Below are 25,041 nucleotides of genomic sequence, written 5' to 3'. Positions count from 1 at the left end.
GGACATGGATGGGGTCCGGCAGGCATATGCGTCCGTTGCGGAGCTTTACATCGAGACGTTCGGCACTGCCCAGCAAGTACACGCCGACGACCTCGCCTTCATCGCGCGACATCTTTCGGGCCGTTCTGGCGTTGTGCTCGATCTAGGCTGCGGGCCGGGTCATATCACCGATTACCTGCGGTCGCTGGGTGCCGACGCCAGAGGTGTTGACATGGTCCCCGAGTTCATCGCTCATGCGCGGGCTGCTCACCCGGGCGGTGATTATCAGCTCGGGTCGATGGAGAATCTCGCTGCTGCCAACGATTCCATCGCAGGCATCCTGGCCTGGGGCTCGTTGATCCATCTGGCTCCGCAAGATCTCGACGGCGTGCTCGCGGAGTTCCGGCGGGTGACGGCACCGGCTGGGATGCTGGTAGTTGCTGTCTTCGTAGGGGACGAGGTTGCCACTTTCGACCACAAGGTGGTGACTGCCTACCGCTGGCCTGTTGACGAGTTCTCAAAGCGGCTGGCACAGGCTGGCTTCACGGAAGTTGAGCGTCTGTCGCGCCCTAGCGAAGGCCCTTTTCGGCCACACGCCGCCATCGCGGCAGTCGCGTCTTGAGTCCGCTAGACCTACATTCGCCGGCTCGCGAGTCCGCAGAATGCTTCTATGCCCGGTGTTGAAGATGTGGCCGCCCGCTTCGATCGTGCCGCAGCCGGTTACGACGATGACGGAATGCATCAATGGCTAGCCGAGAAGGTCGCTGGCTTTGCTGGTGCTGGGCCAGGCAGGTGCTTGACGTTGCGGCAGGCACTGGCTTGGTGATTGAGGCACTGATCGCGCTGGGCTGCACCGCCAGCTTCACCGGTGTGGACGTTTCTGCTGGCATGCTCGCCCAAGCCGCCGGAAAGCGGCTCGCCAATGCGGGATTTCGGCTGGCCGACGGCAGCCGGCTGCCTTGACCACCAGCCGCTGCGGCAGGAAGATGCGGCTGCCTGGCAGCGCGTGACAGGCAGTGAGTTCGGCATGCCGATAAGACAGGCTTCAAACCGGTGCGAGATCAGGCACGGGCGCGTTTTGTTCAGTTGCTGACCGAGAAAATCGAAACAGGGCAACCCAATACCTCACGCGCCTTCATCGTCGAAGTTGAGCGGTCGCGCTAGTTGGCCTGGGCGAGCACGTGCAAGGCTTTGGCTGACGGAGTATCAGGCTCGGGCGTAAAGGTTATAAGTGCCTGACCGGGCTCGTTGGGCAATCTGCCGGCCTGGAAGTTGAGGATGACGTCGCCGACGACCGGGTGGTGCAAGAGATAGTCGTTGTGCGACTTGTCAATCACCTCGTATTGCTCCCAAAGCTCCCGGAAAAACGGGCTGTCAGCGAGCATGCGATCGACAAGGCTGCTTAGTTCGTCTGCGTTGGGGTAGCGGCTCGTTTGCAGCCGGAGAAAGGCCACGTTCTCGCGCTGGGCCTTCAGCAGGTCATCGAACATCGCCTGAATGCCGTCGTGCAAGAACAGGAGGTAGGCCCAGTTACGGTCCGCTTTGGACAGTGCGCCGAAATCGAGGAACAGCGTGCACGCGATGCGATTCCAGGCCAGCACATTCGTCAGCGGCCCGATGATGTAGGCCGGGGTCTCCGGTGTGGAGTCAAGCAAATGCTGCAACGCGGGCCGCACGGAGTCTGGTGCGACGGGCGGAGCCAACTTGCTCGGCCGATTGAGGTTACGGACGTATTCGCGTTCCGCGGGGTTTAGGCGCAGGACGTCGGCAATCGCTTCCAGAACGTCAACGGAGACGTTCTGCACCCGGCCTTGCTCCAGCCGCGTGTAGTAATCCACGCCGATTCCCGCGAGGGGGCCAAGCTCTTCCCGCCGCAGACCAGGCACCCGGCGGCGCTGCCCGAATGGCCGCACCCCCAGCTCTTCAGGACTGAGGCGGGCGCGTCGCGACCTCAGGAACCTGCCCATCTCTTCGTATCGGTCCACGCTAAGCAGGATAGGCGATTCCTAGGATTGCCGTTACTAGGATTGTCGTGACCTGATTTGTGGTGACCAGGTTGGGCGGTCCGATGTTGATTTCGCCAATGGTTGCGCTGCTTGACGTTGCGCAAACTCAGTGACATGACAAACAACGCGCAGATCCTCCCTTTCCGGATCGAGATCCCACAAACCGACCTTGACGACCTTCAGGCGCGGCTGGAACGCGTTCGCTGGCCCACAGAGCAACCGGGCGGCTGGACGTATGGCCCGACGCAACAACTCGTGCGCGAACTCGTAGACCACTGGTTGCTCAAGTACAACTGGCGCGCCCACGAGGCGAGGCTCAACGAGTACCCGCAGTTCACGTCCACAATCGACGGAACTACCGTGCACTTCCTCCACGTTCGCTCGCCCGAGCCCGAAGCCCAGCCACTGCTGCTTATCCACGGCTGGCCCGGCAGCTTCGCCGAGTACCTCGATGTCATTGGTCCTCTCACCGACCCTCGCCGTTACGGCGGTGACCCGGCGCTGGCCTTTGACCTGGTGATCCCATCGATCCCCGGATTCGCTTTCTCCGGCCCGACTCCTGACACCGGCTGGCACAGCGGGCGAATCGCGGGTGCCTTCGCTGAGTTGATGAAGCGCCTTGGCTACGAGCGTTACGGCGTGGCCGGCAACGACGCGGGCGCCATCATCGCACCCGAGGTGGGCCGTGTGGCGCCTGAGCAAGTCATTGGTGTGCACGTGACGCAGGTGTTCTCGTTCCCCTCGGGTGACCCAGCTGAGTTCGCGGGCCTAGAGGCGGAGGACTACCGGCGGCTAGGGGAGATGGAGCGCTTCGCGAACGAGCACTCCGCGTTCAACAAAATCCAGTCCACCAGGCCCAATGCACTCGCCTATGGCTTGACCGACTCGCCGGTTGGCCAGCTCGCCTGGAATCTTGACCTGTTGCGCGGCTTCGGCGAGCAAGCTCCCGAGGTGCAGGCGTCGCTGAGTTTCGACTGGATCCTCACTAACGTGATGATCTACTGGGTGACTGGTACCGCCGGATCCTCTGCCCGTATCTACTACGAAGACACACACCGCGGCCAAGAGGACCGGCCACCCACGACAGTGCCAATGGGCGTCGCGGTATTCGCCGGCGACTTCCAGTCCATCCGGAAATTCGCCGAGCGAGACCACCACAATCTCGTGCACTGGTCCGAATTCGACCGGGGCGGCCACTTCGCGGGAACCGATGCTCCCGACCTTTTGCTCGACGACATTCGCCAATTCTTCGCAACCGAAAGGAAGAACTCATGAGGTTCTCAGTAGTTACCACCGCACTGGACGCGCTGAACCGCACGGCTACCACGGCCATCGAAGCCGGGCAGCTCAACAACCCCACACCGTGTACGGAATGGACAGTCGCGCAGGTTATCTTCCACGCCGCCGGTGACCAGCACGCCTGGGCGTCCACCGTGGGGCAGGGCTCGCTGCCTTCGTATAACCCGTTCGATCCACCGCATGAGCTCGACGAAGGCATCGAAAATACGCTGGCTAATGCCATTCAGGCGGCAACCGCGGCTTGGGCGGGCGTCGATTCTGCTGAGTCATCGCTTAACACCCCACTGCCTCCGGTCCCCGTTTTGGCCGCAGAGCTGGCGGCGGCCGCGTGCGCGCTCGACGCCGCCGTTCACGCCTGGGACATCGCTGCCGCGACTCAGCAACCGACACCGCTGACCGCGGCACTGGCCGAGCAGCTCCTGCCCGCTGCCCGTGCTACAGCGGAACCGTTGCGCGGCTTCGCCTATGCCGCCGCGCTGCCCGAAATGCCAGGCGACGACTCAGCCGATGCGCTGCTGCGCTATCTCGGTCGCGATCCACGCTGGAAGCCCTGATTCCGGCCTAACGCGAAGCGCCTCCTTTCCTTAACGGAATCGAGGTGCTTCGCAAAGGGGTGCGGAATCGTGCTGTTTGCCCCATCGCGTGGCGCCGTAGCCATCGATCGTTTGCCCGTCCGGGCTTGTCCGGCGAAGGATCAAGGTGTTAGCTCTCGTCAGCCTGGCTGGCGCGCCAAGCTGCTGGCTTTCCAACGCGGCTATTGTCGTGCTCATGCCGAGCGCACGCCAAGGTGACAGCGAACTGGAGACAGGCGCCCGCCTGGAGTGGTGGACGGATTCGCTGAACTGCCTGGCAAGTATGGAAGTTCGGCTCACCGTCGGCCGCCGAGTCGAAGGCTGGGCGACGTTAGCGGTCACGGAATCCGACATCGATGAGGGCACACTGAGTTTCCTGCTGGAGCTTGAACCGTTGCTAACACTGCGCTTTCCAGACAACAGCCAGCTCGCGGTCAAGGTCAGGAGACTAGGCAACGGACAGCTCGCCTTGGGTTCGTGATTGGACAGGGCTGCTAATGTTCGGCCCGTTCACTCGGGAACCTGGAGCGTCCGCCATGAAGTACACCGTCTCGATCGAGATCGCCCTGCCGCGGGAGAGGGTCGCCCAGCTGCTCGCCGACCCGGCGCGCATGCCGAAATGGTTGCGGGGCCTAGTGCTGCACGAGCCGCTGAGCGGGGTGCACGGGCAGGTCGGCACCAAGTCTCGGGTCGTGCTGCAGATGGGGCAGCAGAAGATCGAGGCCACCGAGACCATTACGCGCCGGGAACCCGCCGACCTGAACGCGATCCCCAAAGAAAGCGTCGTCGTCTTCGAACGCGAGATCGTCAGCGACGGCATGTGGAACGCCGCGCGCGAACGGCTGACCGAAGCTGGTCCGGAGACGACCCTCTGGGTGAGCGAGAACGAATTCCGGTTCAGCAGCATGCTCATGCGGCTGGTTGGCCTCCTGATGCCCGGCGCCTTCCGCAAGCAATCGCTACAGCACATGATGGACTTCAAAGCGTTCGCCGAGCAGGGAAAGGACGTCCGCGAAGCGGACGCCTAACCGGTCAGCGGCGCACCTGATAGCGCAGGTGCAGCACCCGGTTGCTCTGAATTACCACGTCGGGATCCTCCAGCAGGTGCTGCGCGCCGACCGAGCCGAAGTAACGCTTGCCCGACCCGAACACGACAGGCACGACGTCCATGCGCACCACATCGACCAGGCCCGCGGCAAGCATCTGGCCGCCGACATCGCCAGCGGCGACCTCGACGATGCGCTCGCCCGCAAGCTCCTGCGCCTTGGCCATCGCTGCCTCAATGCCGTCAACGAAATGAAACGGTGCCTTTGGGTCCCAGCCCTCGGGTGCCGGCCGGTGTGTCACGACGACCACGTGGTCGATCCCGCCCGGAGGTTTCCCGTCCCAGCCGTCCGTGATGTCGAAGACGTGGCGGCCGGCGATGGTCACCCCGATCTGGTCCCAGTACGGCCGGGTGTAGTCGTAGGACGTCTGCGACACCTTCACATAGCCGCTATCGTCCAACGGGACGTCACCGCTGGACAGCCATTCGAATAGCGGTCCAGGCTGGTCATTTTCGTCGGCGATGAAGCCGTCCACCGACACCGTGCTGTACATGACCACCTTGCCCACGGGACTCTCCTTTGCTCTGAGTTGCCCTCAAATTAGCGTGCTGTGGGCTGTCGCTCTTGTAAGAAATCAATCGGCCGGCAACGGCCAGCCCTCAAACGCGTGCCCGGGATGTTCGCGCATGAACCGCTGCCGGACTTCGAGGTACCGGGTGGGCGTGAGCCCGGTGAACTCCCGGAACTCGTGGCCGAAGTGGGCCTGGTCGAAGTAGCCCGCGCCGCTGGCGAGGCCGGCCCAATCGACCGGTTCGGCGGGGTTGATCGCGAACACGGTGGCGGTGAAGCGGTGGGCACGGGCCAGCCGTTTCGGCGTGACACCGATGAGTTCCTTGAACCGCTTTGCCATGTGAGTGCTGCTGACACCGGCTGCCACGCTCAGGTCCCCGATCGCCACCGCCCCGCTGGCCGCCTCGATGACACCGCTCGTGTGGCGGACCAGCCCGAGGCCAGCGGTCTCGCACAGCCGTCGCATGAGTTCCTCCTCAAGCAGCGTCAGCATTTCGTGCGGTCCGTCTGCTGTGGACAACCGGTCTCGCAGCTCAGCCACGGAGGCCCGGCCCCACACCTGCTCCACTGTCACCGGCCGGTCGCACAACTCGGCCGCGGGCATCGGCAGGAACGGCGCCAGCCCCCACGGCTTGGCGTGCACGCCGACGGACCGCGTCTGGAGTGGGTAGCCGAACTCAAACGCGCGGCTGGGCGTGGTGACCACACAGCCGTCGGCGTACTCAGCCGTCTCGATGTCAGTGCTGGCGCGGATGCGAAACGGCGCCCCGAGGTTGACGATGAGCAACGCCGCCGGCATCGGCGGGAGCGTCAGCCGGGCATATGGTGGCGAACCCTCTAGGTAGTAAAGGTCGTCGATCAGCCCGTCCAGCGGCGGCCGCGGCGCTCTGGACACGTACTCCATACGCACAGCATCGCTGATGCCACCGACATCGCGCATCGGATGGCCGAACCGCGGCTACCGGGCTACGTGTGGCTGTTTCTCACCACAGCCGCGTAGGCGACCAGCGGGCTTCGAGCGTCCGCCAGCAGTTGTGGGACAACAGTTTTCGCCCACCGGATGGTTTCCACGTCACCGCTTAGGCAGGCGGGCAGGAGCTGGGCGGCAACCAGCGTGTGTGATGACGGGTACCGCCGGTTCGCCAGCCCGCCTGCCCGGCGCAGGTAGTTGAGTCCCCGTGCTTGGTCGAGCCAGCCGACCTTGATCGCGCCCCGGGTCAGGTGAACTCCGTGTCCCCAGTAGTAGGCGAGAAGTGTTGGCACGACTTCGCCGTCGCGCAGGATTCCGGTGCGGCGCAGTTCCTCCTCCGCCCGTTCGACCTTTTCGGCCGTGCGGTGCAGGTTGGCCACGGCCGTGGGCGGCAGCGTGGCGCGGCTGGCCCATTCGTCGATCGAGTGGTGCCACAGCGCCGGGCCACCGCGCGTTCGGTGCCGGATCACTTCCTCTATCACCGCCAGGTTCCCGCCCACGGTTTCGGCGCCTGGCCCGAGCAGATCGTTGACGCAGCGCCCGATCGCCGTCGACATCGCCTCCTCGCCCAGCACCGACTGCCGGTAGGGCGCGGCGGCCGCCCGCAGCTCGCGCTTGATCACCCTGCGGGAGCGCCGGCAACCGACAGTGTCGAGCACGTCGCCTGCCCGCAACGTGGCCAATGCCCCGACCGCGAGCGCGGACGTGTAATCGGTGGCCGGGAGCGGTGCGCCGCCCGTGTACCGGGCGACCTCCGCCGGAGGAGACGGCAAGTCTCGCCAGCGCTGGTACATCGCCCGCAGTGCTGCTGACAGCAGGATCAACCCTGCGATGGCCAGCAGCACCACGTGGCGTGTGTTCACCGCTGGGCCGGCCAAGCGAGCGTGAGCCATGGACTGGCCGGATCGGTCAGCAATACCTGGTGCGGTTCAAGCACCGTCGCGTACCACACATCAAATTCGTCGTTGTCGAACCGAAGGACGCGGCCCAGGCTGTAGCCCGCGGAAAGGTCAGCCCACGAGGTGTACCGGCCGAAGGACTGCTTCCCGGCGCGCAGCACATAGTCGCGCGCCTGCTCCTCGCCGATAAAGCGCAGCTTGCGTCCCCAGCGGGCCATGTTGACCGCCCGTCCCCAGTCATATGCCAGCAGACTCCTGACAAACCCGCCCTCCGGCAGGAGACCGTCGGCCCGGAAGCGCTGCTCGTAGCGCTCCACGCGATCGATGGTGGCCGTCATCTCGTCCAGCACGGTCTCGGGGACACCCTGCGCACGGGCACTTTCCGCGACCGCCTCGCGCCACATCTGCGGGTCGGGCAGCGTGTGCAACTGGCTCACGAGACCCACCCGCACGTCGAGCACAAAGTCGGCGGCCGGGTCCCCGGTCTTGTCGTCGAGCAGGTTCTCGATGGCGTCTCGCAGGTCGCCCCGGTTGCTGATATCCCATTGGTTCTTGAGGTTTTCATAGATCTTCTGTGGGCTGTTGGTGTCGTCTTTGAGCGCGTTCCAGGAGACCCCATGGTTGAGCGACATATGCGCCCCCACGGCTAGCGCTGTGGCGAGTTCACCGGTAGCCGGTTCGCTGCGGGAGACGGCGATGGTGTTGCGCATCGAGCGCCTTGCGCCGCGCACGCTGCGGGCCGCCTCCCGCACCTTGACCACGATCGACACCACGAACAGGAGGAGGGCGATTGGTACGAGAAAGTATACGAAGATAGGGATTTCCACGCGGATAAGCTACGGGTGGCCGCGCGAACTTTCCTCGAATCTCGCTATACGGCCTGCTCTTGGCAGGGTCGCTTGGTGCCTGACGCGCTTCGCTACGAGTTGTTAGGGCCGTTGCGTTGCTGGCGTGGCGATGTCGAGATTGGACTGGGCGGCGTTAAGCAGCAGACGGTGCTGGCGATGCTTCTCCTAGAGCCGAATCGTCCGGTCGCTGTTGACCGGATCGTCAGGACGGTGTGGGACCTGCGGCCGCCGCCGAGCGCCACGCATGTCGTCCAGACCTACATCAGCCGGCTGCGCGCACTGCTTGATCTGGGCCGGGCGCTGACATCTACCGATGCTGGATATTTGCTGCGGCTCGACCCGGCTCAGCTCGACACCACGTTGTTTGACCATCACTTGGCCTCGGGTGAGATCGAGGCCGCGCTCGCGCTGTGGCGTGGAGAGCCGCTCGGCGGGCTTTCCGGTGAGGCCATCGACCTGGCCCGGCAGCGGTTCACCGAGCAGCACTTGGCCGCGCTTGAGCTACGGGTCAAGGTGGACCTCGACTCTGGCCGCCACGGCGAGGCGATCGCCGAACTCAGTCAGCTGGCGAAGGAGTATCCGCTGCGGGAACGGCTGTGGGCCTTGCTGATGCTCGCGCTTTACCGCGCGGACCGTCAGGCCGAGGCGCTGCAGACCTACGCATCGGCACGCGCGCTTCTCGTGGAGGAACTGGGCGTTGAGCCAGGAGCCGCTCTGACCAGCATGCATCAGCGAATTTTAAATGCAGATCCTTCGCTGGTACTCGATGCGCCCGCGGCAACCGACAGTCGCAAGTGGACACCACGCAACGATCTGCCCGCTGACATCGCCGACTTCACGGGGCGTGAAGCCGAGCTGCAGCGCATGCTCGCCGCGCTGCCCACTGTCCAAAGTAGAGCACCAGTAGTGCTGGCGATCGACGGCATGGCCGGGGTCGGCAAGTCCACGCTCGCCGTGCACGTCGCACATCACCTGACCGGCCAGTACCCCGACAGTCAGGTCTTCCTTGACCTGCACGCGCACAGCGAGGCGCGTGACCCGGTCGAGCCACAGGCAGCTCTTGACCTACTGCTGCGGGCGTTCGGCGTACCAGGCGAAGAAATTCCGGCCGACATGGACGGGCGGGCGGCCCGGTGGCGCGCGGAGCTGGCCGGCCGCCGGGTTCTGCTGGTGCTCGACAACGCGGGCAGCGCCGCGCAGGTGCGCCCCTTGCTGCCTGGCACAGCGGGTTGCCTGACGCTAGTGACCAGTCGGCGCCGACTGGCCGATTTGGACAGTACCGATGTCTTTTCACTGGAAGCGCTTGAGCCGGCCGACGCGGCGACACTGTTCGGCCGGATCCTTGGCACGCAACGGGATGTGGCCGATCCCGGAGACGTCGCTGAAGTCGTCGGGCTTTGCGACCGGCTGCCACTGGCGATTCGCATCGCTGCCGCCCGGCTGCGCGCGCGTCCGGCGTGGACAGTCCAGCATCTAGCGCAACGGCTGCGCGATCGCCAGAGTGTGCTGACCGAGCTCGCTGTCGGCGACCGCAGCGTGGCAGCCTCGCTCGCGCTTTCCTACCCGCAGCTGACCGAGGCGCAGCAACGGTTGTTCCGGCTGCTCGGGCTCGCCATCGGGCAGGACTTCGACGCTTATCTCGCCGCGGCTGCCGCCGGGTTACCGGTCGGCCGAACCGAACGCCTGCTGGAGGATTTGCTCGACGCACACCTGCTGCAACTGCCCACTCCTGGCCGATACCGGTTCCATGACTTGCTTTTCCAGTACGCCCACACGGCCGCGCTAGAAACGGACCCGCCCGCTGCCCGGCGCGACGCCATCGGCCGAATGCTCGGCCATTATGTGTACACCGCGACCGTCGCCGTGGACGTGATCTTTCCGGGAACGCGGCACCGCCGGCCACGTCCAGCCGCGCCTGACGGTGAGATACCACCGCTCGATACGGCGGCCGCGGCACGGGCCTGGCTGGACACTGAGCGCCAAAACCTTTTGGCCGCAACGCGTCAGGCCGCCGAACACGGATGGCCCACGCAGGCAACCGACCTCGCGGCCACCCTGCGCCCCTACCTGGAGACCGGGGCGCACCACCTGGATTCCCTTGCCCTGCACCAGCTTGCGCTCGACGCGGCACACCGTGCCGGCAACCTTGCCGGGCAGGGAACCGCGCTGCACAACCTCGCCAATGCCTACTGGCGGCTCGGGCGTTACGACGAAGCCTACGATCACCTGCAGCAGGCGCTGCCAAAACACCGCGAAGCCAGTGACCGTCAAGGCGAGGCGGGCGACCTGGAGACCCTCGGCGCCACGTGTTACAGCCTTGGGCGCTACAACGAGGCCGTCGACAATTACGCGCAGGCGGCGCAGATCCACCGCGACGCGGGCGACCGCTTGGCGGAAGCCACCGTGCTCAACAACATTGGGGTCATTGAGGAGCGGCGTGGCCGCTACCGAGAGGTGCTCGTGTTGTGCGAGCAAGCTTTGGCCATCTATCAGGCCGCCGGCGACCGGTCCAGTGAGGCACACGCGCTGGGCAACGCGGGCAACGCCTACTGGCGGCTCGGGCGCTACGACGAGGCACACGACCACCTGAGCCAGGCGCTGGCCATCCACCGCGAATCAGGCGACCCGAGCTGGGAAGCGCACACTCTCAACAACCTCGGCAATGTGCTCGCCAGCCTTGGACGGCACGATGAAGCGCTCGACCACTGCGACCAGGCGCTCGTTATCCAACGGCGCAGCGGTGAACGGGCCGAGGAGGCAGCCACGCTCAGCGACCGCGGCGTGATTCGCGGGCTGCTCGGCAGGTACCAAGAAAGCATCGAAGATCTGAATCACGCACTGGCGATCGCGCGCGAAATCGGCGACCGCGGCCTGGAAATCCAGGCGCTCAACGGGTTCGGCGAAACACTCAACGCGATGCGCCGGTCCGACGAGGCAGCTATCCAGCACCGGGCAGCGCTCGCCCTCGCCATCGAACTCGGCGACCGCCAAGAGCAAGCCCGCGCCCACGACGGCCTGGCACAAGCACTGTCAGACGGGAAAGCCGCCGAGCACCAGCGCCGTCAGGCTAAAGAAATCTACGCCGATCTCGGAGTCCCCACACACCTGCGATGACGCTCGCGAGTCCGCTCTAGGATGAAGGCCGCCTATTCCTTGGTGGTCGTGATTTCGGCGCAGAGGGGCACGAGCGCCGAGTCATATTGTTCGCGGTCGAACAGGAACGGCCCGAGTGTCGTGTAGTCGCGGCGCCGGGCGGTGTCCTTGCTCGAAGGCGCTAGTGCAGGTCAGCTCGATTGCCCGACGAGGCCTGGTTGAGTTCAGGCGTCCCACAGTCGAGCGGCCGGTCCCTGAGAAAACTCTGGCGAAAAGTTGTTGTCCCTCGCCTGCTTCCCTGCTCCTACCTTGTGGGCGGCACACGGCCGGCCCGAACGCGAAGGAGTCAGCATGCGAATCAAGGCAGCCCTTCTGCCGTTGGTCAGTGTCCTGGCACTGTCCACATTGTCAGTCTCCGCACCGGCGATAGCGGCGGTAGCGGAACCGGTCGACCGGGAGATTGTTCTAGCCAAACTTGGCTACACCAACGGGGTATCGGTGAGTTTCACCATCGACGAGAAGTCGCGTGACTACGGGCTCTCTCAGGACGGCGAGGTCGGCAGGAACCAGCCTGTGCTCAATGAAAAGGAGGAGCGAAGCTACCTGGAGGCTTATCTCACCATCACGCCGCGGACAGTCGCGGTGCCCAAGCTGATCGTCGACTCTCACCCGTCAGGGAAACCCGTTCCAGCCGATTTGGCTTACCGGCGGATCACTACCAGCCCGGTCTACGCTACCGGCCTCACCGCACCGAACGTATCGGTGGCCGCTGTCAGCTGCTACTACCAGCACTACGACTGGGTTCAGTGGTACGACCCGGCGGGATCGCCCGACCCGGATAGCCAGTTCCACGCCGCGAAGAACTTCGAGGCATCGGACTTCGGGGGCATGAGGGAGTTCGCGGACAGCCTGATCGTCAACTGTGGCCCCGCAAACGTTCGTCACCGCATCTATTGGTACAGCGTCATCGACGGCGTTTACTACAAGCACTGGGATTCCGTGGTCACCCCGAATCACTGGCAGGCCAAGGAGAAAGGCTCAGTCCTGCGCTGGCGTTACGTCCGCGTGGACGCCGGCTGGGGTTACACCCGCGCAGGCCGGTTCCACAACTAGCACACGTATGGGATGTCCTGTTTCGAAGCCGCACCATCAGGTGCGGCTTCTTGCATGTGTTGGCCTGACGGCTGTTACGCGCCAAGGGTGATCGCCACTAGCTCACGCCATTGGGTGCCCAGGAGCTGAGGCACAAAGTCAGACTGGGCTCGGGTCCACGCCGAACAACGTCGTCTGTCGATACACTGGGCGGCGTGCAGCGGTACCAGATGATGATGTCAGACAGTGCATTGTGGACCGGGTTCCCGTTCCGCGCCGGAGACGTGGTGATAAGCCCGCCGGCCAAATGCGGCACAAGCTGGATGCAGTTGCTATGTGCCTTGCTGGTCTTCAACTCCACCCGGTTCCCCCGCCGGCTGACCGAGATCTCGCCCTGGCTTGACAACATCACCTATGACTTCGCCGAGACGCTCGCGGCCCTAGAGGCACAACAGCATCGGCGTTTCATCAAGACCCACACCCCGCTAGACGGTCTCCCGTTCGTCGACGGCGTAACCTATCTTTGCGCCGGGCGCGACCCGCGCGATGTCGGAATCTCCTTCGACCACGCCCTCGCCAACATCAGCGACGAAACCAGGGCAACGCTAACGGTCAAGAAGAGCATCGATCGCAGCGCAATGCCGCCGCCGCCCGAAGACCTGCGGGACCGCTTCTGGCTGTGGGCCGAGCGCGAGTTCGTGAATGGCCCGACTGGAGTCGGGAGCCTGGCCAACATGATCCAGCACCTGCAAACATTCTGGGACAGGCGAAACGAGCCACAGGTCGTGCTCTGCCACTATCACGACCTGCTGACCGACCTGCCCGGCCAGCTCAAGCGCCTGGCCGAGGCGCTAGACATCGACCTGCCCGCCGGCCGGATCGAGGAGCTTGCCGCCGCGGCCACCTTCGACAAGGCACGCGAACGGGCCGATGAACTCGCCCCCGGCGTCGACAGTGGACTATGGCGCGATAACCGTGCCTTCTTCCACACCGGCACCAGCGGTCAGTGGAAAACCATCCTCAGCCCGGACGACCAGGCTCGCTTCCGAAACCGGCTGGCCGAACTGGCTTCCGATGACCTCATCGAGTGGCTGTACACCGGATGGCTACACCAGTCCGCAGCTCGATAGGTCACCTTGCGGACCGCTCGCTGGCCCGGCGTTATCTTCAGGCATTGGTGACCTGGTTGCAAAGACCCCGCGAGAGAGGTCCAGATTGGACTCCTCTCGCGGATGACCGATCGATCAGTCAGTTATGAACGTCGTGCCGGTGGAAACGCCAGCGGTCAGTGTCGCGTAGTTGTTCTGGACACGTGACCGCTCAGTCGCGTTCGGGTATGCGTTGGTGCAGCTGACGCCTCCGGTTGACCCCGACATCAGGGAAGAACATGGCCCCGGCTTAATGTCAGGCAGTCCCAGGCTGTGCCCAGTTTCGTGTGCGGCGATGCGCACCCGGTTGTAGCCCTGCTGCACGGCCTGGCGGCCGAAGTACCAGACGACCTGACGTCCCGGGCGGACCGGTCCAAGCTGGGCGCGCGGCCAGCCGTCGTCGGCGATCACGACAATGTTGGCGCGAACGCCGGCCGGTGCCTTGACGATGCGCACGTTGGTGACACTTGCGTTCCAGACATCCATGCCACGCGCGACGTCGGCCTTGAACTCCGCGGCGCGGCTGTCGTCGTAGTACAACGTCGTGGCCTGGATTTCCACGGCTGAGGCGGGCGGGGCGAAGACGATCGCCGACAGGGCGATGGCTGCACCGGCAACGGCGCGGAGAAGATGACGACGTAACATATTGACCTCCATCCATGTATTGATGTGTCGAGGTTAACTTCTGCGCGCTCCGCTCTCAAGAGCCCCGCATGCCTACTGGTCCTCGACTCAGAGTCCGACTGAACGGCTGCCGACGCCGCGGGTCCACCGGCACGGGACCTGATCTGGCGTGAGACAAGACCAGTAGGCGGAATGCGAAAACGCCCTGGAGAGATCCAGGGCGTTTGAGCTTTGAAGTATTTAAGTGGACCGAAGGCCATATCCCATATGCCCGTATGGAAACGCCAATTCGACCTAGTCAATTGCTCTGTCTGGGTTGGACGGAACCGACTGTCAGGACGACGCGCCGAGTCGGTGTCGCACCACCCTGCGGCGCAGGGTAGGCGACGCCTCGACCTCGTAGCCGGCGTTGAGGAAAACCTGGAGGAGTCCGACCGAGGCCTCGTCCCAGATCACGGTTTTCCCCGGCGGCGGCTCAGTGGGATAGCCCTCGAGGAGGCGAGCGCCGACCTGCCTGCCGTACTCGACCGTCGCAGCGGCGAGTTCGTACATCAGTCCCTGTCGACGGAAACCCTTACGCACGACGAAGCAGGTCACCGACCAGACGCCCTCGAGGTCGGGATCCATCCGCATCCACGCTTTCTGCCGGGCCCAAATCCTCGGGTAGTTCTCACGCGGCTCGACGGCGACCCAGCCGGCTGGCTCGCCGTCGACGTACCCGACGAGGCCGGAAGTGGGGCCGCTCGTGCCGCAGCCGGCCTGCTCCAGGAGCGCGGCGTCGCGCTGCTCCTGGGTCGTGTCGCGCCAGATCCAGCCCGGGACCTTGAGCGCCTGGCAGCGGCACTTGCGGGCGCCGCCGGCGTCGAACACGGCTTCGACATCCTCAGTCGTCGCGTCGTTGGCCGGTCGCCAGCTGAACTCGGGCACACCGCGAGACTAATGGCCGGGCCGTCGCCCGTAAACGAGGACGCGCTTCGCCGATAGCTTCGACGAAGCAAAGCAACGGGGTGGTATCCGAAGTTCTTCTCCCATGTCCTGGCCGCGTGCTCCTTCACGGAGTGGCGTAGCACTAAGGTGGCGTCCGGATCGAGGACCAGCCCCGAGATGGCGAACCCGGCCACCGATCTGGTCTACCGGCAGTTCCATGTCACTTAACCGAACCGGTTGTGACGCTGTACCCGACGGCCTTGATCTACGAGGCAGAACCTAGTGCCCGGTCCCTGGGGTGTAGAGGTCGTCCTCGGTGACAACCGGGGGGAGGTCGTCCTCCGGACGGCCGACCCGCGCGGCCGTGCCGAACATCGCGCCGCGGGCTGGGTGCACCGGGGCGAAGGATGCGAAGCCGCGGCGCTGCGGGATGTCGTCGTAGACCGCCTCCATGCCGCCGCGCAGCAGGTAGGTCTCGTGCCAGAAGCCGGTGCCGCCGCTGTCGCGAAGGAAGTCGCGCCACCACACGCGGTGCGGCTCGGAGCGGGCCCAGGTCAGCAGCGCAGGCAGGTCCCGCCAGTACTGGCGGATGCCGAGGTGCATGGGGAACAACGACCAGAGGAGCGTCTCGTGCGCGAGCAACCCCTCCGGCTTGTCGTCGGACCGGCCGATTCGCGGGCCGCGGGCCAGCAGAGTACGCAGGCCGTAGAGCCGGTTGACGCGCATACCCAGATAGACCACCACCAGGTCGGGATAGGACGACAGGTCGACGGTCTCTCGATTGACGCGGCTCAGCATCGCCGGATCTCCTTCAGGTCAGGATCCTCCGATGGTAAGGCCGGTGTCGCGGATGACCAGCGCAGGAACATCTCCGGCCGTCGGGGGATCACCACCAAAACAGCCTTATACCCCTGCTCAGCTCCCTCATAACAGGGAGTGTGTCAAGCATCAACCGAAACCAATGTCGCGAATGAACCGGCGTGCCTTTCCCGGCTCACCGTGTGACAGAACGGGTTAGACGGCAGGCTGCTCATCGGGCGTTAGGGCGCCGATTTCTGCAAGCCGCTCTGTACAAGTCAATCCCAACTTGTTCGCTGCGGCCTGACCAGGTTCGCCGAACGAGGTGCGCGCCTTCCTCGGTGAGCGATGCAGCGACCGTACCGACAGGGTTAGCCCACAAGGCCAGATCGATGTTCCAGTCGCGATAGCTGCGGCTTGCATCAGCGCAGTCACGGCTGGGTTCACCACGTTGCCGCTAGCGCGCGCGATCACGTTGGAGAAACGTTCAGCGACTTCGCCCATGCCTGCCGGTGCGCACGGCTGTGCAATGTGGACCATCCTGCGAACGGTGCGGCTACTCGGTTCCGATGACGACACTCGCTGACCGAGCAGCGCGACGGCGTTCTTGCCGTACCGCTGTTAGAGGTCCGGGCTTCAATGATCATCGAGCCGACAGTGTTCGATCAGGACGGCCGGGCAGCCGGCATCGCGATGGTTTCGCGCGTCGGTGAGATCGGCAATTCCTATTTCGTTGAACGGCATGGTGTGTTGAGTCCGGAAAGAGTTGAGATGCTTGAGGCTGAGCTGCGTGCTGTCTTTGATATGTAAACCATGTCTTGCGCGTTCCAGCTCAGGTGCGAAGAGGCACGCCGGGAACCGACGAACACTTAGAACCAGTTGAGTATGCACACTCTGCCATCACCCCGATAGCGTGCGTGATCGTTGCCGAATGAGATTCCTCGACAGGCAGAGATGGCGGACCCTGGCAATCGCTGCCATTACCGGCATCAGCCTCTACATGATCTTCTTCATAGCAGGTGGACCCCTCATCCTCTACGTCCTGGATCCATGGCTTGATCACACGATCGGGTGCCCAGCTTTCTACGGCTGCCTCATCTACACGGCACCGATGCTCCCCGTGCTCTTCTATATCAGTTCGGGCCTACTGTTGAGACACCACAAGGTATCGCGCCCCTGGATGACGAGCGCCTGGCTGCTATTACTCGCACTGGTGCTGCCGCGCGTCATAAGTTAGGAAGTACATCCGAAACCCACTCGCTGGAGCGAAACAACCAGCTTGAGTTCTTCATGACACCATGCAAGCCACCGCCATGGGTCACAGACAAGGCACAACGTCAAGCCCGGGCAGAGTCACTGCGCGACAAGCCCGTACTTCGGGAGGGTGCGGAGCGGTGAGCTCGGGATTCTGGCCTAGCGGGAGGCTCAGCTGATCTGCGAGGTACTCGTGTGCTTCGCGCCTCCACGAATAGTCTCTGTGCCCAGTACGTTTCAGGTCGGTGAGGACGGCGTACCAGACGATGCCAGCACCAGGGACGTTCAGGATGCGCTTGGCGAACGTCATTGGATACTCCGCCGGCTGAAGTGCCTCCACAATGGACACTGCGCGCCGAGAGATGCCTTGGCGGGCGAGGCTGGAAGGCGGCACCCCGGTGTAAAGCATCGCCGCCTGGCAAATTGCAGGGTCGCGGGTGAGTGTGCCAACGTGGGCCTCTACCCGGTCTAGATGGTCGAGGAAAAGGCCATCACCGAACAGCCGTCCTCGGTGCGCTGCCCGCGCGATGCGTCTCGCTTTCGCCATTCCCACGCCGTAATTCAACTCGACAACCGCAAGCTTTGGCGCCCTGCCCAGCTTACGCATGCGGGCTTTCTAGCGGTGATCTCTAATAGATGACGGTGACCCGGGTCGCTGCGGCTGTTGGGTGGCTCGGCCGACTTTGCATTCGTGGCTGGACCGGTTTGAGGCTGAGGGAATTTGCCGGGACGTCAGGGGCCAGCGTCCGGACCGGCAGCGTAGTACGTTTCAGAAGACATCGCCTTCAGCCACGCGCCGTCCCGAAGCGCCCTGGCTAACTGGGCGCCGGTCCCGTAGCCAGGGCGAATCTCGTATCTACATACCAAACCCCTGCCTGCGATCAGCCGCCGAAATCGGCCCGGTGATCCGCGGCCCACTGGGCGTAGGTGCGTGCCGGATGCCCGGTGATCTGCTCGATGACATCGTTGACCGGCGCCGTTTTGCCGGCCGCCTTCGCCATAAGATCGAACAATGCCGATAGGAACGCTGGGTCCATGAACTGGCTCATCTGCTGCAGCACCGGCTCTGGATCGAGGTCCTCAACGGTTAGTGGCCGCCCGATCGCCGCGCCGAGAATGCGGATCTGCTGAGCCTGGGTCAGTGATTCTGGACCGGTTAGGTCGTAGGCCCGCCCAGCGTGCCCGCCACCGGTCAGGATCCGCGCGGCAACCTCTGCGACATCACGCTCGTGCACCGCGCTGAAAGCGGCCTCGGTGAATGGCGCTCGAATGACGTCACCGCCCTGGAGCTGCATGGCGAAAGTCAGCGAGTTGATAGCAGGGAAAAGCAACCGCAGGAACGTCCATTCGATTCCGGATTCCTCGATGGCCTGCTCCACATCACGGTGATACTGAGCGATCACGTCGGACTGCCGCTCTGCGCCGGGGACGATGGCTCCCGAAGAAAGAAACACCAGCCGCTTCACTCCGGCTTGGACCGCAGCCGCGAGTAGCGGAGCGACATCCATCCCGTACTGCAGAACCAGGAAGGCTGCCTCCACTTCGGATAGCGCCGCCGGTAGCGTCTCGGGCTTGGTCAAATCACCCCGGACGACGTCTACTTCAATAGGGAGGCCGGCGGTATCCGGACTGCGAGTCAGCGCCCGCACTGGCGCTCCCGCAGCGGCCAGCTCCTCGGCCGTTTGACGTCCGAAATGGGCAGTGGCACCTACGACGAGATACATGAGAAATCCTTTCGAGAATCAGCGAACCTTGCGGAAGAACTGGCGCAAGTCGTCGACGAGCAGATCGGGGGCGTCGTGCGCTGCGAAGTGACTGCCTCGGTCATAAACGTTCCAGGAAACAATGTTGGCGTGGTCACGATCGGCGAACACCCGGATCGACTGGAAGTCCCAGGCGAAGTTGGCCAGGCCCAAAGGAACAGTGGTCGGCTCATGAACGGTGGTGCCACGGCCATTCGACTTTTGCTGTATAGGCGCCGTAGTCGCGTCCTCGTAATAGAACCGGGCGGCTGAAGCGGCAGTGTTGGTCAGCCAGTAGATCATCACGTTCGTGAGCACGAAGTCCGGATCGAGCGAGCCACCGAGCAACTGCGCATGCCAGCCCAGCAGACCGGCCGGAGAGTCGGCCAGCGCGTGCGCGAGATTCTGCGGTTCAGTGGACTGCAGTTTGTCGTAGGCGCCCCGGTTCTGGGTGAACCACTCGGCGAAGGCAAGCTTGCCGCGTTCCTCCTCAGAGAGGCCTGCCAACTCGGCCGGGTCGCCCGTCGGGAACGAGAAAACCTGCGTCACGTGCACGCCGCAGACACGCTCAGGATCAACGCGGCCCACCTCCGGCGAGATCAGCGATCCGCCGTCGTTGCCCGCCGAGCCGTACCGGTCGTACCCAAGCCTGCTCATCAGCTCGGCCCATGCCTTAGCCACCCGATACCGGTCCCAGCCACGTTCTTTCGTCGGCCCCGAGAAACCAAAGCCCGGTATCGAGGGTATGACGAGATGAAACGCATCCGCTGGATCGCCATCGTGTGCCCGTGGATCGGTGAGCGGACCGATGACGTCCAGCCACTCCGCAACCGTGGTCGGCCAGCCGTGAGTCAGGATCAGGGGTGTCGCATCCGGCTCCGGCGACCGCACGTGCAGAAAATGGATGTTCTGGCCATCGATCTCGGTGGTGTACTGCGGGTATTTGTTGAGCTGCGCCTCCCATGCCCGCCAGTCATATCCGTTGCGCCACCGCTCGACCAGCTGCCTGACGTGGCCGACGGGCACGCCGTATTCCCACCCGGGTGGCACCGGCCCAGGTGGTGCGGAACCATTCGGCGGAAGCTCTTCAGCCCATCGGGTTCGGGCGAGCCGCAGCTGGAGATCGTCTAGATCGGACTGAGGAATGTCTATCCGGAACGGGGTAACCATGTTCATGAGCGTAAGATCCAATCAGGCAAGGTTTATTCCTAATAAGCGACTAAAACTGGTCGTCCCACACCATGGAACTCATCCGCCAGCCCTCGCCGGTCCGGACAAAGTGAGTGCTCTTGTGGCCAGCTCCGGTGTAGGTTTCGCCGTTCAGCAGGCCGCTTTTGCGGTAGTAGCTGAACCGCTGGGCGATCGTCCCGGCGATCTGGGTGCTCTCGCTGGTCTCCCATTCTCGGAAGTCAGTCAGAGTGCCGTCGCTGAGCATCTTCTGCCGCGGAGCTATGAAGGCGTCCAAGTCATAAACGACGGGTTTCGCACCAACGTTGCAGATGATCGTCCCTTGTGGAATGAACAGCTCCCGGATGACCTCCAGGCCGGCTGTGGCACCATCGGTATTGGTGAAGGCGGCGAAGAACCTGTGTGCCAGCTGGTCAAGCTCCGCTTTGTCCGCATTGGACAACGTCGTTTGGCGCCAATCCTCAGCCAGTAGCGAGTAGACTGCGGTGTCGACCATAGTGCCGTCGGCCCCTGGGAAGGCCTGGCGCAGTATGCCGTCCAGGGTCATGCCAACCCGCTGGGCCACAGCAATACTGCGCACGTTGCTGGGCGATGTCCGCCATTCAGCGCGGTTCATGCCGCGCTCATTGAACGCGTAGCCGAGCATCATCCGCACGACCTGGGTGATCAGGCCTTGTCCCTGAGCCCCGGGTTCGACCCAGCAGCCCAGTTCACAAGTACGGGTGATCGGGTTCAGGCTGACGAACATGGTGCCGCCGATCAGTGTGCCGTCGCTCCAGATGCCATAGAGCGCACGTTGCGGGTCGGCATACCGGGTCAGGATGTTGCGGGCCTCGTCTAAGTCGCCGGCCACAAAGCTTCGGCCGACCCAAGGGCTGATGTGTTCGCGAGACCGGTCGATGTTGGCGAGAAATTCTCCGGCGTGATGCGGTTCAAGTATCCGCAGTTCGACGCCTGGGCGCAGCAGGGTGGCAAACATCGGCCCTCCAATTAACAAAACATCTGTTACGCGAATGTATCCTATGGCTATGGCACGCCACAAGGGAGATCACGAAGCACGCCGCCGCGACGTCTCGGCCGCGGTGTGGCGAGTCCTTGCTAGCCATGGTTTCGGCGGCCTGACTCTGCGGGCGGTCGCCACCGAGATGGGCGCGACCACCGGTCTGCTGACGCACTACTTCCCCAGCAAAAAAGATCTGATCGAGCACGCGCTGACGCTGCTCGACGAACACCGCATGGCTGACCGGCCAACCGAATTTCCCGACGGCCTGGCCGGGCTGCGGGCGATGCTGTTGGAAATCCTGCCGCTAACCGAACAGGCCGTCACGAGCAACCGGATCTGGGTCGGCTCATGGGACGCAGCCCTGGCCAATCCGGAGCTAGCCGCTGGCCATGCCGTCCGCTACCGACGATCACGCGAACGCATACGGACGCAAGTTGTTGCGGCACAACAACTTGATGAGCTGCCACCGTCCGATCCGGATGATACCGCCACCGCACTGCTTTCCTTCGTGCTCGGCCTTATCGTGCAGACACTCCTCGACCAAGCCGCATTCCCGGCCGGACAGCAGATCCGCCTTCTGGATCAGCGCCTAGCCGAGCTGGCCAGGACCATCCAGTGATCGCGGGCGTCAACAAAACTGGAAGGCGGTGCGCGACTCGCGCCGTTATTGGTGGGACGGGCGGTCCAAAGCTGGCGATGAGTGCTGGCAATGCCTGAGCGGATCGGTAGCTGGAGTCTTCTGGGACACACCGCCCGACGCCACAGGGGTAGTGCTGGATCTGAGAAACTTCGGCGTCTACCCGGAGCACCGCTACGAAGATGCCATGACCCTGCTAAACATCGTGGCCGACCGTGCCTGGAGCGCACTCACACTGGGACGACGTGCGCTATGCACTGCCCACATCGAGGATCAGAGCATTCCGATGCGCCGTTCAGGTTGGCGAAACGCAGGCAACGTCGAGCGGGCGTGGCAGGAACACAAGGCACGGGAGCAACGAGCAGGCCGAAGCTTTGCCAATGCATCACATGGATGGCGCACCGATCTGGTGCGAGCAGCGTGCACGTGCATCATTGGTGGGCCTGACGCACCAGAATGCGAAACGGACCATGACGGTGTCAGGCGAGCCACTATGTGTTGGCCCCGCTAGGACCATCCACAAACGAGTCTTGCGCCCAATCCTCGTTTAGTGCCTTGGCCCACGCGGCACGCACAGCCGCAAGAGCCTCGGAGGGGCCGACTTCGATCCGTGTCTGGCTGCCGAGCGCGGCTATCCACGCTTCGTGGGTTGGCGCCTTGGCGAACATGAACTCCCGAGGCGGGCGGCCCGTTGGGCCGTAGCGGACAAATGCATCAACGGCACTGGCGTTGATAGCGCCAAGCTCAGACAGCGCCCAGAGGTCGTACAAGTCGCGAGGCGCCTGACGTCCTAGCCAGGCATCGGTCTTCCATCCCACGAAGGAGGACATGGTTGGCACCACTAGCGATGCGGGTCGTGCATCGCGGTAGCGCTGTTCAACCGGCCTCTCCTCGACAGGCCATCTTGAATATCCCTCATTGGCAAGCAGCTGGATCTTTACAGCGATGCCGCTGGGCGTTTCCATGATCGCTGCTTGAGCGTCGTCCCGAATAGCGAAGCCCGGATTCCAGGAGATTCTGCCGTGTGTTCGCAGCAGTCCTTGGCTGATGACCTTTGCTAGTCGGTCAGCGAGTTCACCTCTCGGAGCGAGGGCGAGAAGATCTATGTCCTCACTCAGACGTGCGTGTAGCAGATGCGTTCGGCTAAGGGCCGTCCCTCCAAAGAAGATCACGTCATCTCTGCACTGCTCAGAGATCGAGGCAAGGATGTGGGAAATCGCGTGATCTCGTTGGACCTGTTCGTCCGATACTCCGAACCGCGCTGCCTCGCGGGCCAATTCATCGTGGGAAAGGCCGAAGGGCGACTCTCCTTTCACGACACTCATGCTTCTGCCTCCATCCTCAGAACACGGCTAAGTGCACGCTTTAACCGCTGCCCATCAGCGATCTCTTGGAGCATCTCGAGATCACAACGCGGGAACAACGCGCGAACCGCCGTCTCGGTCTCGCCCTCCAGCCCGTCGAAAGTCAGATGCGCCAGATCGAGCACCGTCTGTTCTGGTGTCGTTACCAGGCAACTGCCCATGTCCGTCTGCATCAGCTCCACATGTAGCAAATCGATGTCGCGAACAAAGAAACGGATGGTAGCTTCGCGATCTTTGAGTTTCAGGATTTCTCTCCTTCGGGGGGCAGCGACAGTCGCCAACCCGATTGCCCGCGGCACCACGCGATGAACACGTGCTGCCGTCAAGCCCATAAGCGCATATCTGCCGATGCCAAACTCAGCCGCCCCGATCCCAGCGGCGGCACCTTCGAGCGAAGGCAGCCATCTGCCACCTACCCGATCTTGGGGCACAACCACATAGAAGCCATCAGCCAGCCGGTGAACCAGTCCAGCTTCGGCCAGTCTGGCCAATTGCGGGCGCGGATGGTTGTAGGCGGTTACGTCTCGCACGCGCAGCGTTCGCAACGGCGCTTGTGCCAGCTCCCGGGGCAGACCAGACTGCCGGGCGACCATCCCACCCACCCTTCGCCGACGTTATTTTCACGGCTATCGTACCCCCGGAAGGTACGATAGCCGTAGAAATATCAAACATAGAGCGGAGTCACTGAAGTTTTACCCGGCGGCGACACCGCCGATTTCGTCCAGGCGGGCAGTATTGATGCGATTCGACGCGCCGAGTCATGGCTTTCCGATCTTGCTGGGTTCCAGCAAGATCGTGAATTTGCACAATGTCAGGTCGAGAAGGGCATAGCACCGGGATGGATAAGAAGTGGGCCTGACGCACCAGAATGCGAAAGCGATCGTTACGGTGGCGGGTGATCCCCTATCGATTAGACCGACCAGGTTTGTCTGCTTGAGAACCGGTGCGTAGCGAGCAGTTAGGCGTAAGCGTGCGGCACAATGCCTGGGTGGGCGTGTGGGAGGAGCTGACACCTCAGCAGTTTGCGGTGATGATCTCTGCGCTTGAGGAGACGTGCCTGAACCAGGTGATATACGAATTCCACGCCCGCAGCTACTGGCAGGTGAACGGCGGCGATACCTCACAGGCGCCTGATCCGCTGTCAGGGCAAGAGCTTCGCATGCTGATCCCGGAATTCGCTGACGTCGTGTCGGACTTGATCGGACGAGGCTGGATCGAGATCAGGGAACCGTGGATGCCGTGGGATGAGTCGCCAGTCATGACGACGCAGGAGATTAGACAGACGCTTGCTGATCCTGATTCCTGGATCTGGGACGAGCATGGCGGTCGGAGAATGGTCGGACTCATGACCACCGCCACGTGGAACGACTTGATCGCGACTATCTAAACTTTTGGCGGTCCTGGGACAACCGGCCGACGAAGCTTCATCGGACTCGGCACCGTGCAACGTGAACGTGCGCGTTGCAAGTGGGGCGGGTGGGGCTCGAACCCACGACCGGCGGATTATGAGTCCGCTGCTCTAACCGGCTGAGCTACCGCCCCAGCGAGCCACATGGTACCCGATGGGGTTGTTGATCTGGCACTTGAATTACCGGATATCAGCGGAAGTCGTTCTCTTTCAGGGCGATGACCCAGGCGCGGCGTTCGGCGATCTTTCCGTCGCGCATGACGAAGACTTCGGCCATGGACATGCGCGTGACTTCGCCGGTGTCGTGGGTGGCGGTGCCGGTGAGTTCGGCCATGACGATGTCGCCTTGTTCGACCATGCGGACGACTTCGAGCTGGGGTGGGCCGGTGAAGCCGACGCCGTCTATGGCCGCGTCGTAGGCTTCCTTGCCGGTGAGCCTGAAGTGGCCATAGACGGTCCAGACGATGTCGTCGGTGAGGCACGCGAGGATCTGGGCGTGGTCGCCTTTGCGGAAGCCGTCCAAATAGGTTTCAACGGTCTCAATGTTCCGGGACATCGAAACACAGTAACCGAA

General features: G+C 63.5%; 27 protein-coding genes and 1 tRNA gene. 13 read left to right on the top strand and 15 right to left on the bottom strand.

All coding sequences use genetic code 11. The features are described 5' to 3' along the window. The first annotated feature begins 4 nt into the window (after window positions 1–4). Genes A3E1_RS0117105 through A3E1_RS47955 form a run of 3 tightly spaced genes read left to right on the top strand, consistent with a single transcriptional unit; the run spans window position 5 to window position 942 of the window. A complete protein-coding gene (locus A3E1_RS0117105) occupies window positions 5–601 on the top strand; it encodes a class I SAM-dependent methyltransferase (RefSeq protein WP_020522016.1) in 597 nt (198 codons plus the stop codon). 48 nt (window positions 602–649) lie between these two features. Next, window positions 650–805, top strand: coding sequence for a hypothetical protein (locus A3E1_RS47960; RefSeq protein ID WP_020522015.1), 156 nt, complete (start codon window positions 650–652; stop codon window positions 803–805). Continuing rightward, window positions 802–942 (top strand): class I SAM-dependent methyltransferase, encoded by a 141-nt coding sequence (locus A3E1_RS47955; RefSeq protein WP_020522014.1) that lies wholly within the window; start codon window positions 802–804, stop codon window positions 940–942. The genes A3E1_RS47960 and A3E1_RS47955 overlap by 4 nt, the downstream gene beginning before the upstream one ends. Window positions 943–1,139: 197 nt before the next feature. On the opposite strand, the gene A3E1_RS0117090 is transcribed toward A3E1_RS47955, so the two are convergent. Continuing rightward, on the bottom strand, window positions 1,140–1,964 hold the full coding sequence (locus A3E1_RS0117090; protein WP_026208521.1) for a helix-turn-helix transcriptional regulator: 825 nt from the start codon (window positions 1,962–1,964) through the stop codon (window positions 1,140–1,142). Between the two features lie 135 nt (window positions 1,965–2,099). On the opposite strand from A3E1_RS0117090, the gene A3E1_RS0117085 reads away from it, so the two are divergent. The 4 genes from A3E1_RS0117085 (at window position 2,100) to A3E1_RS0117070 (ending at window position 4,884) form a co-directional block, all read left to right on the top strand. Next, the gene (locus tag A3E1_RS0117085) at window positions 2,100–3,260 is read left to right on the top strand and encodes an epoxide hydrolase family protein (RefSeq protein WP_026208520.1); all 1,161 of its coding nucleotides are present in this window, start codon (window positions 2,100–2,102) and stop codon (window positions 3,258–3,260) included. After that, the gene (locus A3E1_RS0117080; protein ID WP_020522011.1) at window positions 3,257–3,838 is read left to right on the top strand and encodes a TIGR03086 family metal-binding protein; all 582 of its coding nucleotides are present in this window, start codon (window positions 3,257–3,259) and stop codon (window positions 3,836–3,838) included. The genes A3E1_RS0117085 and A3E1_RS0117080 overlap by 4 nt, the downstream gene beginning before the upstream one ends. Before the next feature lie 145 nt (window positions 3,839–3,983). Further along, window positions 3,984–4,337, top strand: coding sequence for a hypothetical protein (locus A3E1_RS0117075; RefSeq protein WP_020522010.1), 354 nt, complete (start codon window positions 3,984–3,986; stop codon window positions 4,335–4,337). A gap of 55 nt (window positions 4,338–4,392) precedes the next feature. After that, window positions 4,393–4,884, top strand: a complete 492-nt coding sequence (locus A3E1_RS0117070; RefSeq protein WP_026208519.1) for an SRPBCC family protein — start codon at window positions 4,393–4,395, stop codon at window positions 4,882–4,884. Window positions 4,885–4,888: 4 nt separating this feature from the next. Here the strand turns inward: A3E1_RS0117070 and A3E1_RS0117065 are convergent, their stop codons facing one another. The 4 genes from A3E1_RS0117065 to A3E1_RS40700 form a co-directional block, all read right to left on the bottom strand. After that, window positions 4,889–5,470: a dihydrofolate reductase family protein gene (locus A3E1_RS0117065; RefSeq protein ID WP_020522008.1), complete on the bottom strand. Its 582-nt coding sequence runs from the start codon at window positions 5,468–5,470 to the stop codon at window positions 4,889–4,891. Window positions 5,471–5,536: 66 nt separating this feature from the next. Further along, entirely contained in the window at window positions 5,537–6,412 is an 876-nt protein-coding gene (locus A3E1_RS0117060) for a helix-turn-helix domain-containing protein (protein ID WP_020522007.1), read from the bottom strand. A gap of 26 nt (window positions 6,413–6,438) precedes the next feature. Beyond that, complete coding sequence (locus tag A3E1_RS0117055; RefSeq protein WP_157631572.1) at window positions 6,439–7,305, bottom strand: DUF1266 domain-containing protein; 867 nt, start codon at window positions 7,303–7,305, stop codon at window positions 6,439–6,441. After that, window positions 7,302–8,168 (bottom strand): DUF1266 domain-containing protein, encoded by an 867-nt coding sequence (locus A3E1_RS40700; RefSeq protein ID WP_020522005.1) that lies wholly within the window; start codon window positions 8,166–8,168, stop codon window positions 7,302–7,304. Before A3E1_RS40700 ends, A3E1_RS0117055 begins: the two co-directional genes overlap by 4 nt. A gap of 75 nt (window positions 8,169–8,243) precedes the next feature. On the opposite strand from A3E1_RS40700, the gene A3E1_RS0117045 reads away from it, so the two are divergent. The 3 genes from A3E1_RS0117045 to A3E1_RS0117035 all read left to right on the top strand — a co-directional run bounded on the left by A3E1_RS0117045 (window position 8,244) and on the right by A3E1_RS0117035 (window position 13,504). Next, window positions 8,244–11,303 (top strand): AfsR/SARP family transcriptional regulator, encoded by a 3,060-nt coding sequence (locus A3E1_RS0117045; RefSeq protein WP_020522004.1) that lies wholly within the window; start codon window positions 8,244–8,246, stop codon window positions 11,301–11,303. A gap of 330 nt (window positions 11,304–11,633) precedes the next feature. Further along, window positions 11,634–12,395: a hypothetical protein gene (locus A3E1_RS0117040; RefSeq protein WP_020522003.1), complete on the top strand. Its 762-nt coding sequence runs from the start codon at window positions 11,634–11,636 to the stop codon at window positions 12,393–12,395. A 194-nt stretch (window positions 12,396–12,589) separates the two neighbouring features. Continuing rightward, window positions 12,590–13,504: a sulfotransferase domain-containing protein gene (locus A3E1_RS0117035; protein ID WP_157631571.1), complete on the top strand. Its 915-nt coding sequence runs from the start codon at window positions 12,590–12,592 to the stop codon at window positions 13,502–13,504. A gap of 114 nt (window positions 13,505–13,618) precedes the next feature. Here A3E1_RS0117035 and A3E1_RS0117030 read toward each other — a convergent pair whose 3' ends face one another. The 3 genes from A3E1_RS0117030 to A3E1_RS0117020 form a co-directional block, all read right to left on the bottom strand. After that, a complete protein-coding gene (locus tag A3E1_RS0117030; RefSeq protein WP_020522001.1) occupies window positions 13,619–14,167 on the bottom strand; it encodes a snapalysin family zinc-dependent metalloprotease in 549 nt (182 codons plus the stop codon). Window positions 14,168–14,479: 312 nt separating this feature from the next. Beyond that, window positions 14,480–15,073: a GNAT family N-acetyltransferase gene (locus A3E1_RS0117025; RefSeq protein ID WP_020522000.1), complete on the bottom strand. Its 594-nt coding sequence runs from the start codon at window positions 15,071–15,073 to the stop codon at window positions 14,480–14,482. A 279-nt stretch (window positions 15,074–15,352) separates the two neighbouring features. Next, a complete protein-coding gene (locus tag A3E1_RS0117020; RefSeq protein WP_020521999.1) occupies window positions 15,353–15,871 on the bottom strand; it encodes a monooxygenase family protein in 519 nt (172 codons plus the stop codon). 639 nt (window positions 15,872–16,510) lie between these two features. On the opposite strand from A3E1_RS0117020, the gene A3E1_RS47160 reads away from it, so the two are divergent. After that, window positions 16,511–16,681 (top strand): hypothetical protein, encoded by a 171-nt coding sequence (locus A3E1_RS47160; RefSeq protein ID WP_020521997.1) that lies wholly within the window; start codon window positions 16,511–16,513, stop codon window positions 16,679–16,681. Window positions 16,682–18,006: 1,325 nt separating this feature from the next. Here the strand turns inward: A3E1_RS47160 and A3E1_RS0116995 are convergent. The 3 genes from A3E1_RS0116995 to A3E1_RS0116985 are packed head-to-tail and all read right to left on the bottom strand — an operon-like array spanning window position 18,007 to window position 21,034. Next, window positions 18,007–18,849: an NmrA family NAD(P)-binding protein gene (locus A3E1_RS0116995; protein ID WP_020521994.1), complete on the bottom strand. Its 843-nt coding sequence runs from the start codon at window positions 18,847–18,849 to the stop codon at window positions 18,007–18,009. An 18-nt stretch (window positions 18,850–18,867) separates the two neighbouring features. Beyond that, window positions 18,868–20,043 carry an epoxide hydrolase family protein gene (locus A3E1_RS0116990; RefSeq protein WP_020521993.1) on the bottom strand — a complete coding sequence of 392 codons (1,176 nt, stop codon included), beginning with the start codon at window positions 20,041–20,043 and terminating at the stop codon, window positions 18,868–18,870. Between the two features lie 43 nt (window positions 20,044–20,086). Further along, entirely contained in the window at window positions 20,087–21,034 is a 948-nt protein-coding gene (locus tag A3E1_RS0116985; RefSeq protein ID WP_020521992.1) for a GNAT family N-acetyltransferase, read from the bottom strand. A gap of 49 nt (window positions 21,035–21,083) precedes the next feature. Here A3E1_RS0116985 and A3E1_RS0116980 point away from each other — a divergent pair, with 49 nt between their 5' ends. Continuing rightward, the gene (locus A3E1_RS0116980) at window positions 21,084–21,677 is read left to right on the top strand and encodes a TetR/AcrR family transcriptional regulator (protein ID WP_020521991.1); all 594 of its coding nucleotides are present in this window, start codon (window positions 21,084–21,086) and stop codon (window positions 21,675–21,677) included. 509 nt (window positions 21,678–22,186) lie between these two features. On the opposite strand, the gene A3E1_RS40695 is transcribed toward A3E1_RS0116980, so the two are convergent. Both A3E1_RS40695 and A3E1_RS0116970 read right to left on the bottom strand, forming a co-directional pair. After that, window positions 22,187–23,020 (bottom strand): nucleotidyl transferase AbiEii/AbiGii toxin family protein, encoded by an 834-nt coding sequence (locus tag A3E1_RS40695; RefSeq protein ID WP_020521990.1) that lies wholly within the window; start codon window positions 23,018–23,020, stop codon window positions 22,187–22,189. Continuing rightward, window positions 23,017–23,652 carry a type IV toxin-antitoxin system AbiEi family antitoxin domain-containing protein gene (locus tag A3E1_RS0116970; protein WP_020521989.1) on the bottom strand — a complete coding sequence of 212 codons (636 nt, stop codon included), beginning with the start codon at window positions 23,650–23,652 and terminating at the stop codon, window positions 23,017–23,019. The genes A3E1_RS40695 and A3E1_RS0116970 overlap by 4 nt, the downstream gene beginning before the upstream one ends. Before the next feature lie 395 nt (window positions 23,653–24,047). On the opposite strand from A3E1_RS0116970, the gene A3E1_RS0116965 reads away from it, so the two are divergent. Beyond that, window positions 24,048–24,446, top strand: a complete 399-nt coding sequence (locus A3E1_RS0116965) for a hypothetical protein (protein ID WP_157631570.1) — start codon at window positions 24,048–24,050, stop codon at window positions 24,444–24,446. Window positions 24,447–24,527: 81 nt separating this feature from the next. Here A3E1_RS0116965 and A3E1_RS0116960 read toward each other — a convergent pair. Together A3E1_RS0116960 and A3E1_RS0116955 are read right to left on the bottom strand one after the other, a co-directional pair. Further along, window positions 24,528–24,601 (bottom strand) — tRNA-Ile (locus A3E1_RS0116960). A gap of 56 nt (window positions 24,602–24,657) precedes the next feature. Further along, complete coding sequence (locus tag A3E1_RS0116955) at window positions 24,658–25,023, bottom strand: nuclear transport factor 2 family protein (protein ID WP_085952242.1); 366 nt, start codon at window positions 25,021–25,023, stop codon at window positions 24,658–24,660. Between the last annotated feature and the right edge of the window lie 18 nt (window positions 25,024–25,041).

This window comes from Catelliglobosispora koreensis DSM 44566, assembly GCF_000379685.1.
GTDB classification, from domain to species: Bacteria; Actinomycetota; Actinomycetes; order Mycobacteriales; family Micromonosporaceae; genus Catelliglobosispora; species Catelliglobosispora koreensis.
The sequence above is the reverse complement of the archived record's forward strand: the minus strand, read 5'-3'. Positions and strand labels throughout refer to the sequence as shown.

What these genes read in the sequence shown, in the direction of transcription:
- A3E1_RS0117105 (WP_020522016.1), top strand. Translation starts at nt 5, where the DNA reads ATGGATGGGGTCCGGCAGGCATATGCGTCCGTTGCGGAGCTTTACATC.
- A3E1_RS47960 (WP_020522015.1), top strand. Translation starts at nt 650, where the DNA reads ATGCCCGGTGTTGAAGATGTGGCCGCCCGCTTCGATCGTGCCGCAGCC.
- A3E1_RS0117085 (WP_026208520.1), top strand. Translation starts at nt 2,100, where the DNA reads ATGACAAACAACGCGCAGATCCTCCCTTTCCGGATCGAGATCCCACAA.
- A3E1_RS0117080 (WP_020522011.1), top strand. Translation starts at nt 3,257, where the DNA reads ATGAGGTTCTCAGTAGTTACCACCGCACTGGACGCGCTGAACCGCACG.
- A3E1_RS0117070 (WP_026208519.1), top strand. Translation starts at nt 4,393, where the DNA reads ATGAAGTACACCGTCTCGATCGAGATCGCCCTGCCGCGGGAGAGGGTC.
- A3E1_RS0117060 (WP_020522007.1), bottom strand. Translation starts at nt 6,412, where the DNA reads ATGCGCGATGTCGGTGGCATCAGCGATGCTGTGCGTATGGAGTACGTG.
- A3E1_RS0117040 (WP_020522003.1), top strand. Translation starts at nt 11,634, where the DNA reads ATGCGAATCAAGGCAGCCCTTCTGCCGTTGGTCAGTGTCCTGGCACTG.
- A3E1_RS0117030 (WP_020522001.1), bottom strand. Translation starts at nt 14,167, where the DNA reads ATGTTACGTCGTCATCTTCTCCGCGCCGTTGCCGGTGCAGCCATCGCC.
- A3E1_RS0117020 (WP_020521999.1), bottom strand. Translation starts at nt 15,871, where the DNA reads ATGCTGAGCCGCGTCAATCGAGAGACCGTCGACCTGTCGTCCTATCCC.
- A3E1_RS47160 (WP_020521997.1), top strand. Translation starts at nt 16,511, where the DNA reads ATGATCATCGAGCCGACAGTGTTCGATCAGGACGGCCGGGCAGCCGGC.
- A3E1_RS0116995 (WP_020521994.1), bottom strand. Translation starts at nt 18,849, where the DNA reads ATGTATCTCGTCGTAGGTGCCACTGCCCATTTCGGACGTCAAACGGCC.
- A3E1_RS0116990 (WP_020521993.1), bottom strand. Translation starts at nt 20,043, where the DNA reads ATGAACATGGTTACCCCGTTCCGGATAGACATTCCTCAGTCCGATCTA.
- A3E1_RS0116985 (WP_020521992.1), bottom strand. Translation starts at nt 21,034, where the DNA reads ATGTTTGCCACCCTGCTGCGCCCAGGCGTCGAACTGCGGATACTTGAA.
- A3E1_RS0116980 (WP_020521991.1), top strand. Translation starts at nt 21,084, where the DNA reads ATGGCACGCCACAAGGGAGATCACGAAGCACGCCGCCGCGACGTCTCG.
- A3E1_RS40695 (WP_020521990.1), bottom strand. Translation starts at nt 23,020, where the DNA reads ATGAGTGTCGTGAAAGGAGAGTCGCCCTTCGGCCTTTCCCACGATGAA.
- A3E1_RS0116970 (WP_020521989.1), bottom strand. Translation starts at nt 23,652, where the DNA reads ATGGTCGCCCGGCAGTCTGGTCTGCCCCGGGAGCTGGCACAAGCGCCG.
- A3E1_RS0116955 (WP_085952242.1), bottom strand. Translation starts at nt 25,023, where the DNA reads ATGTCCCGGAACATTGAGACCGTTGAAACCTATTTGGACGGCTTCCGC.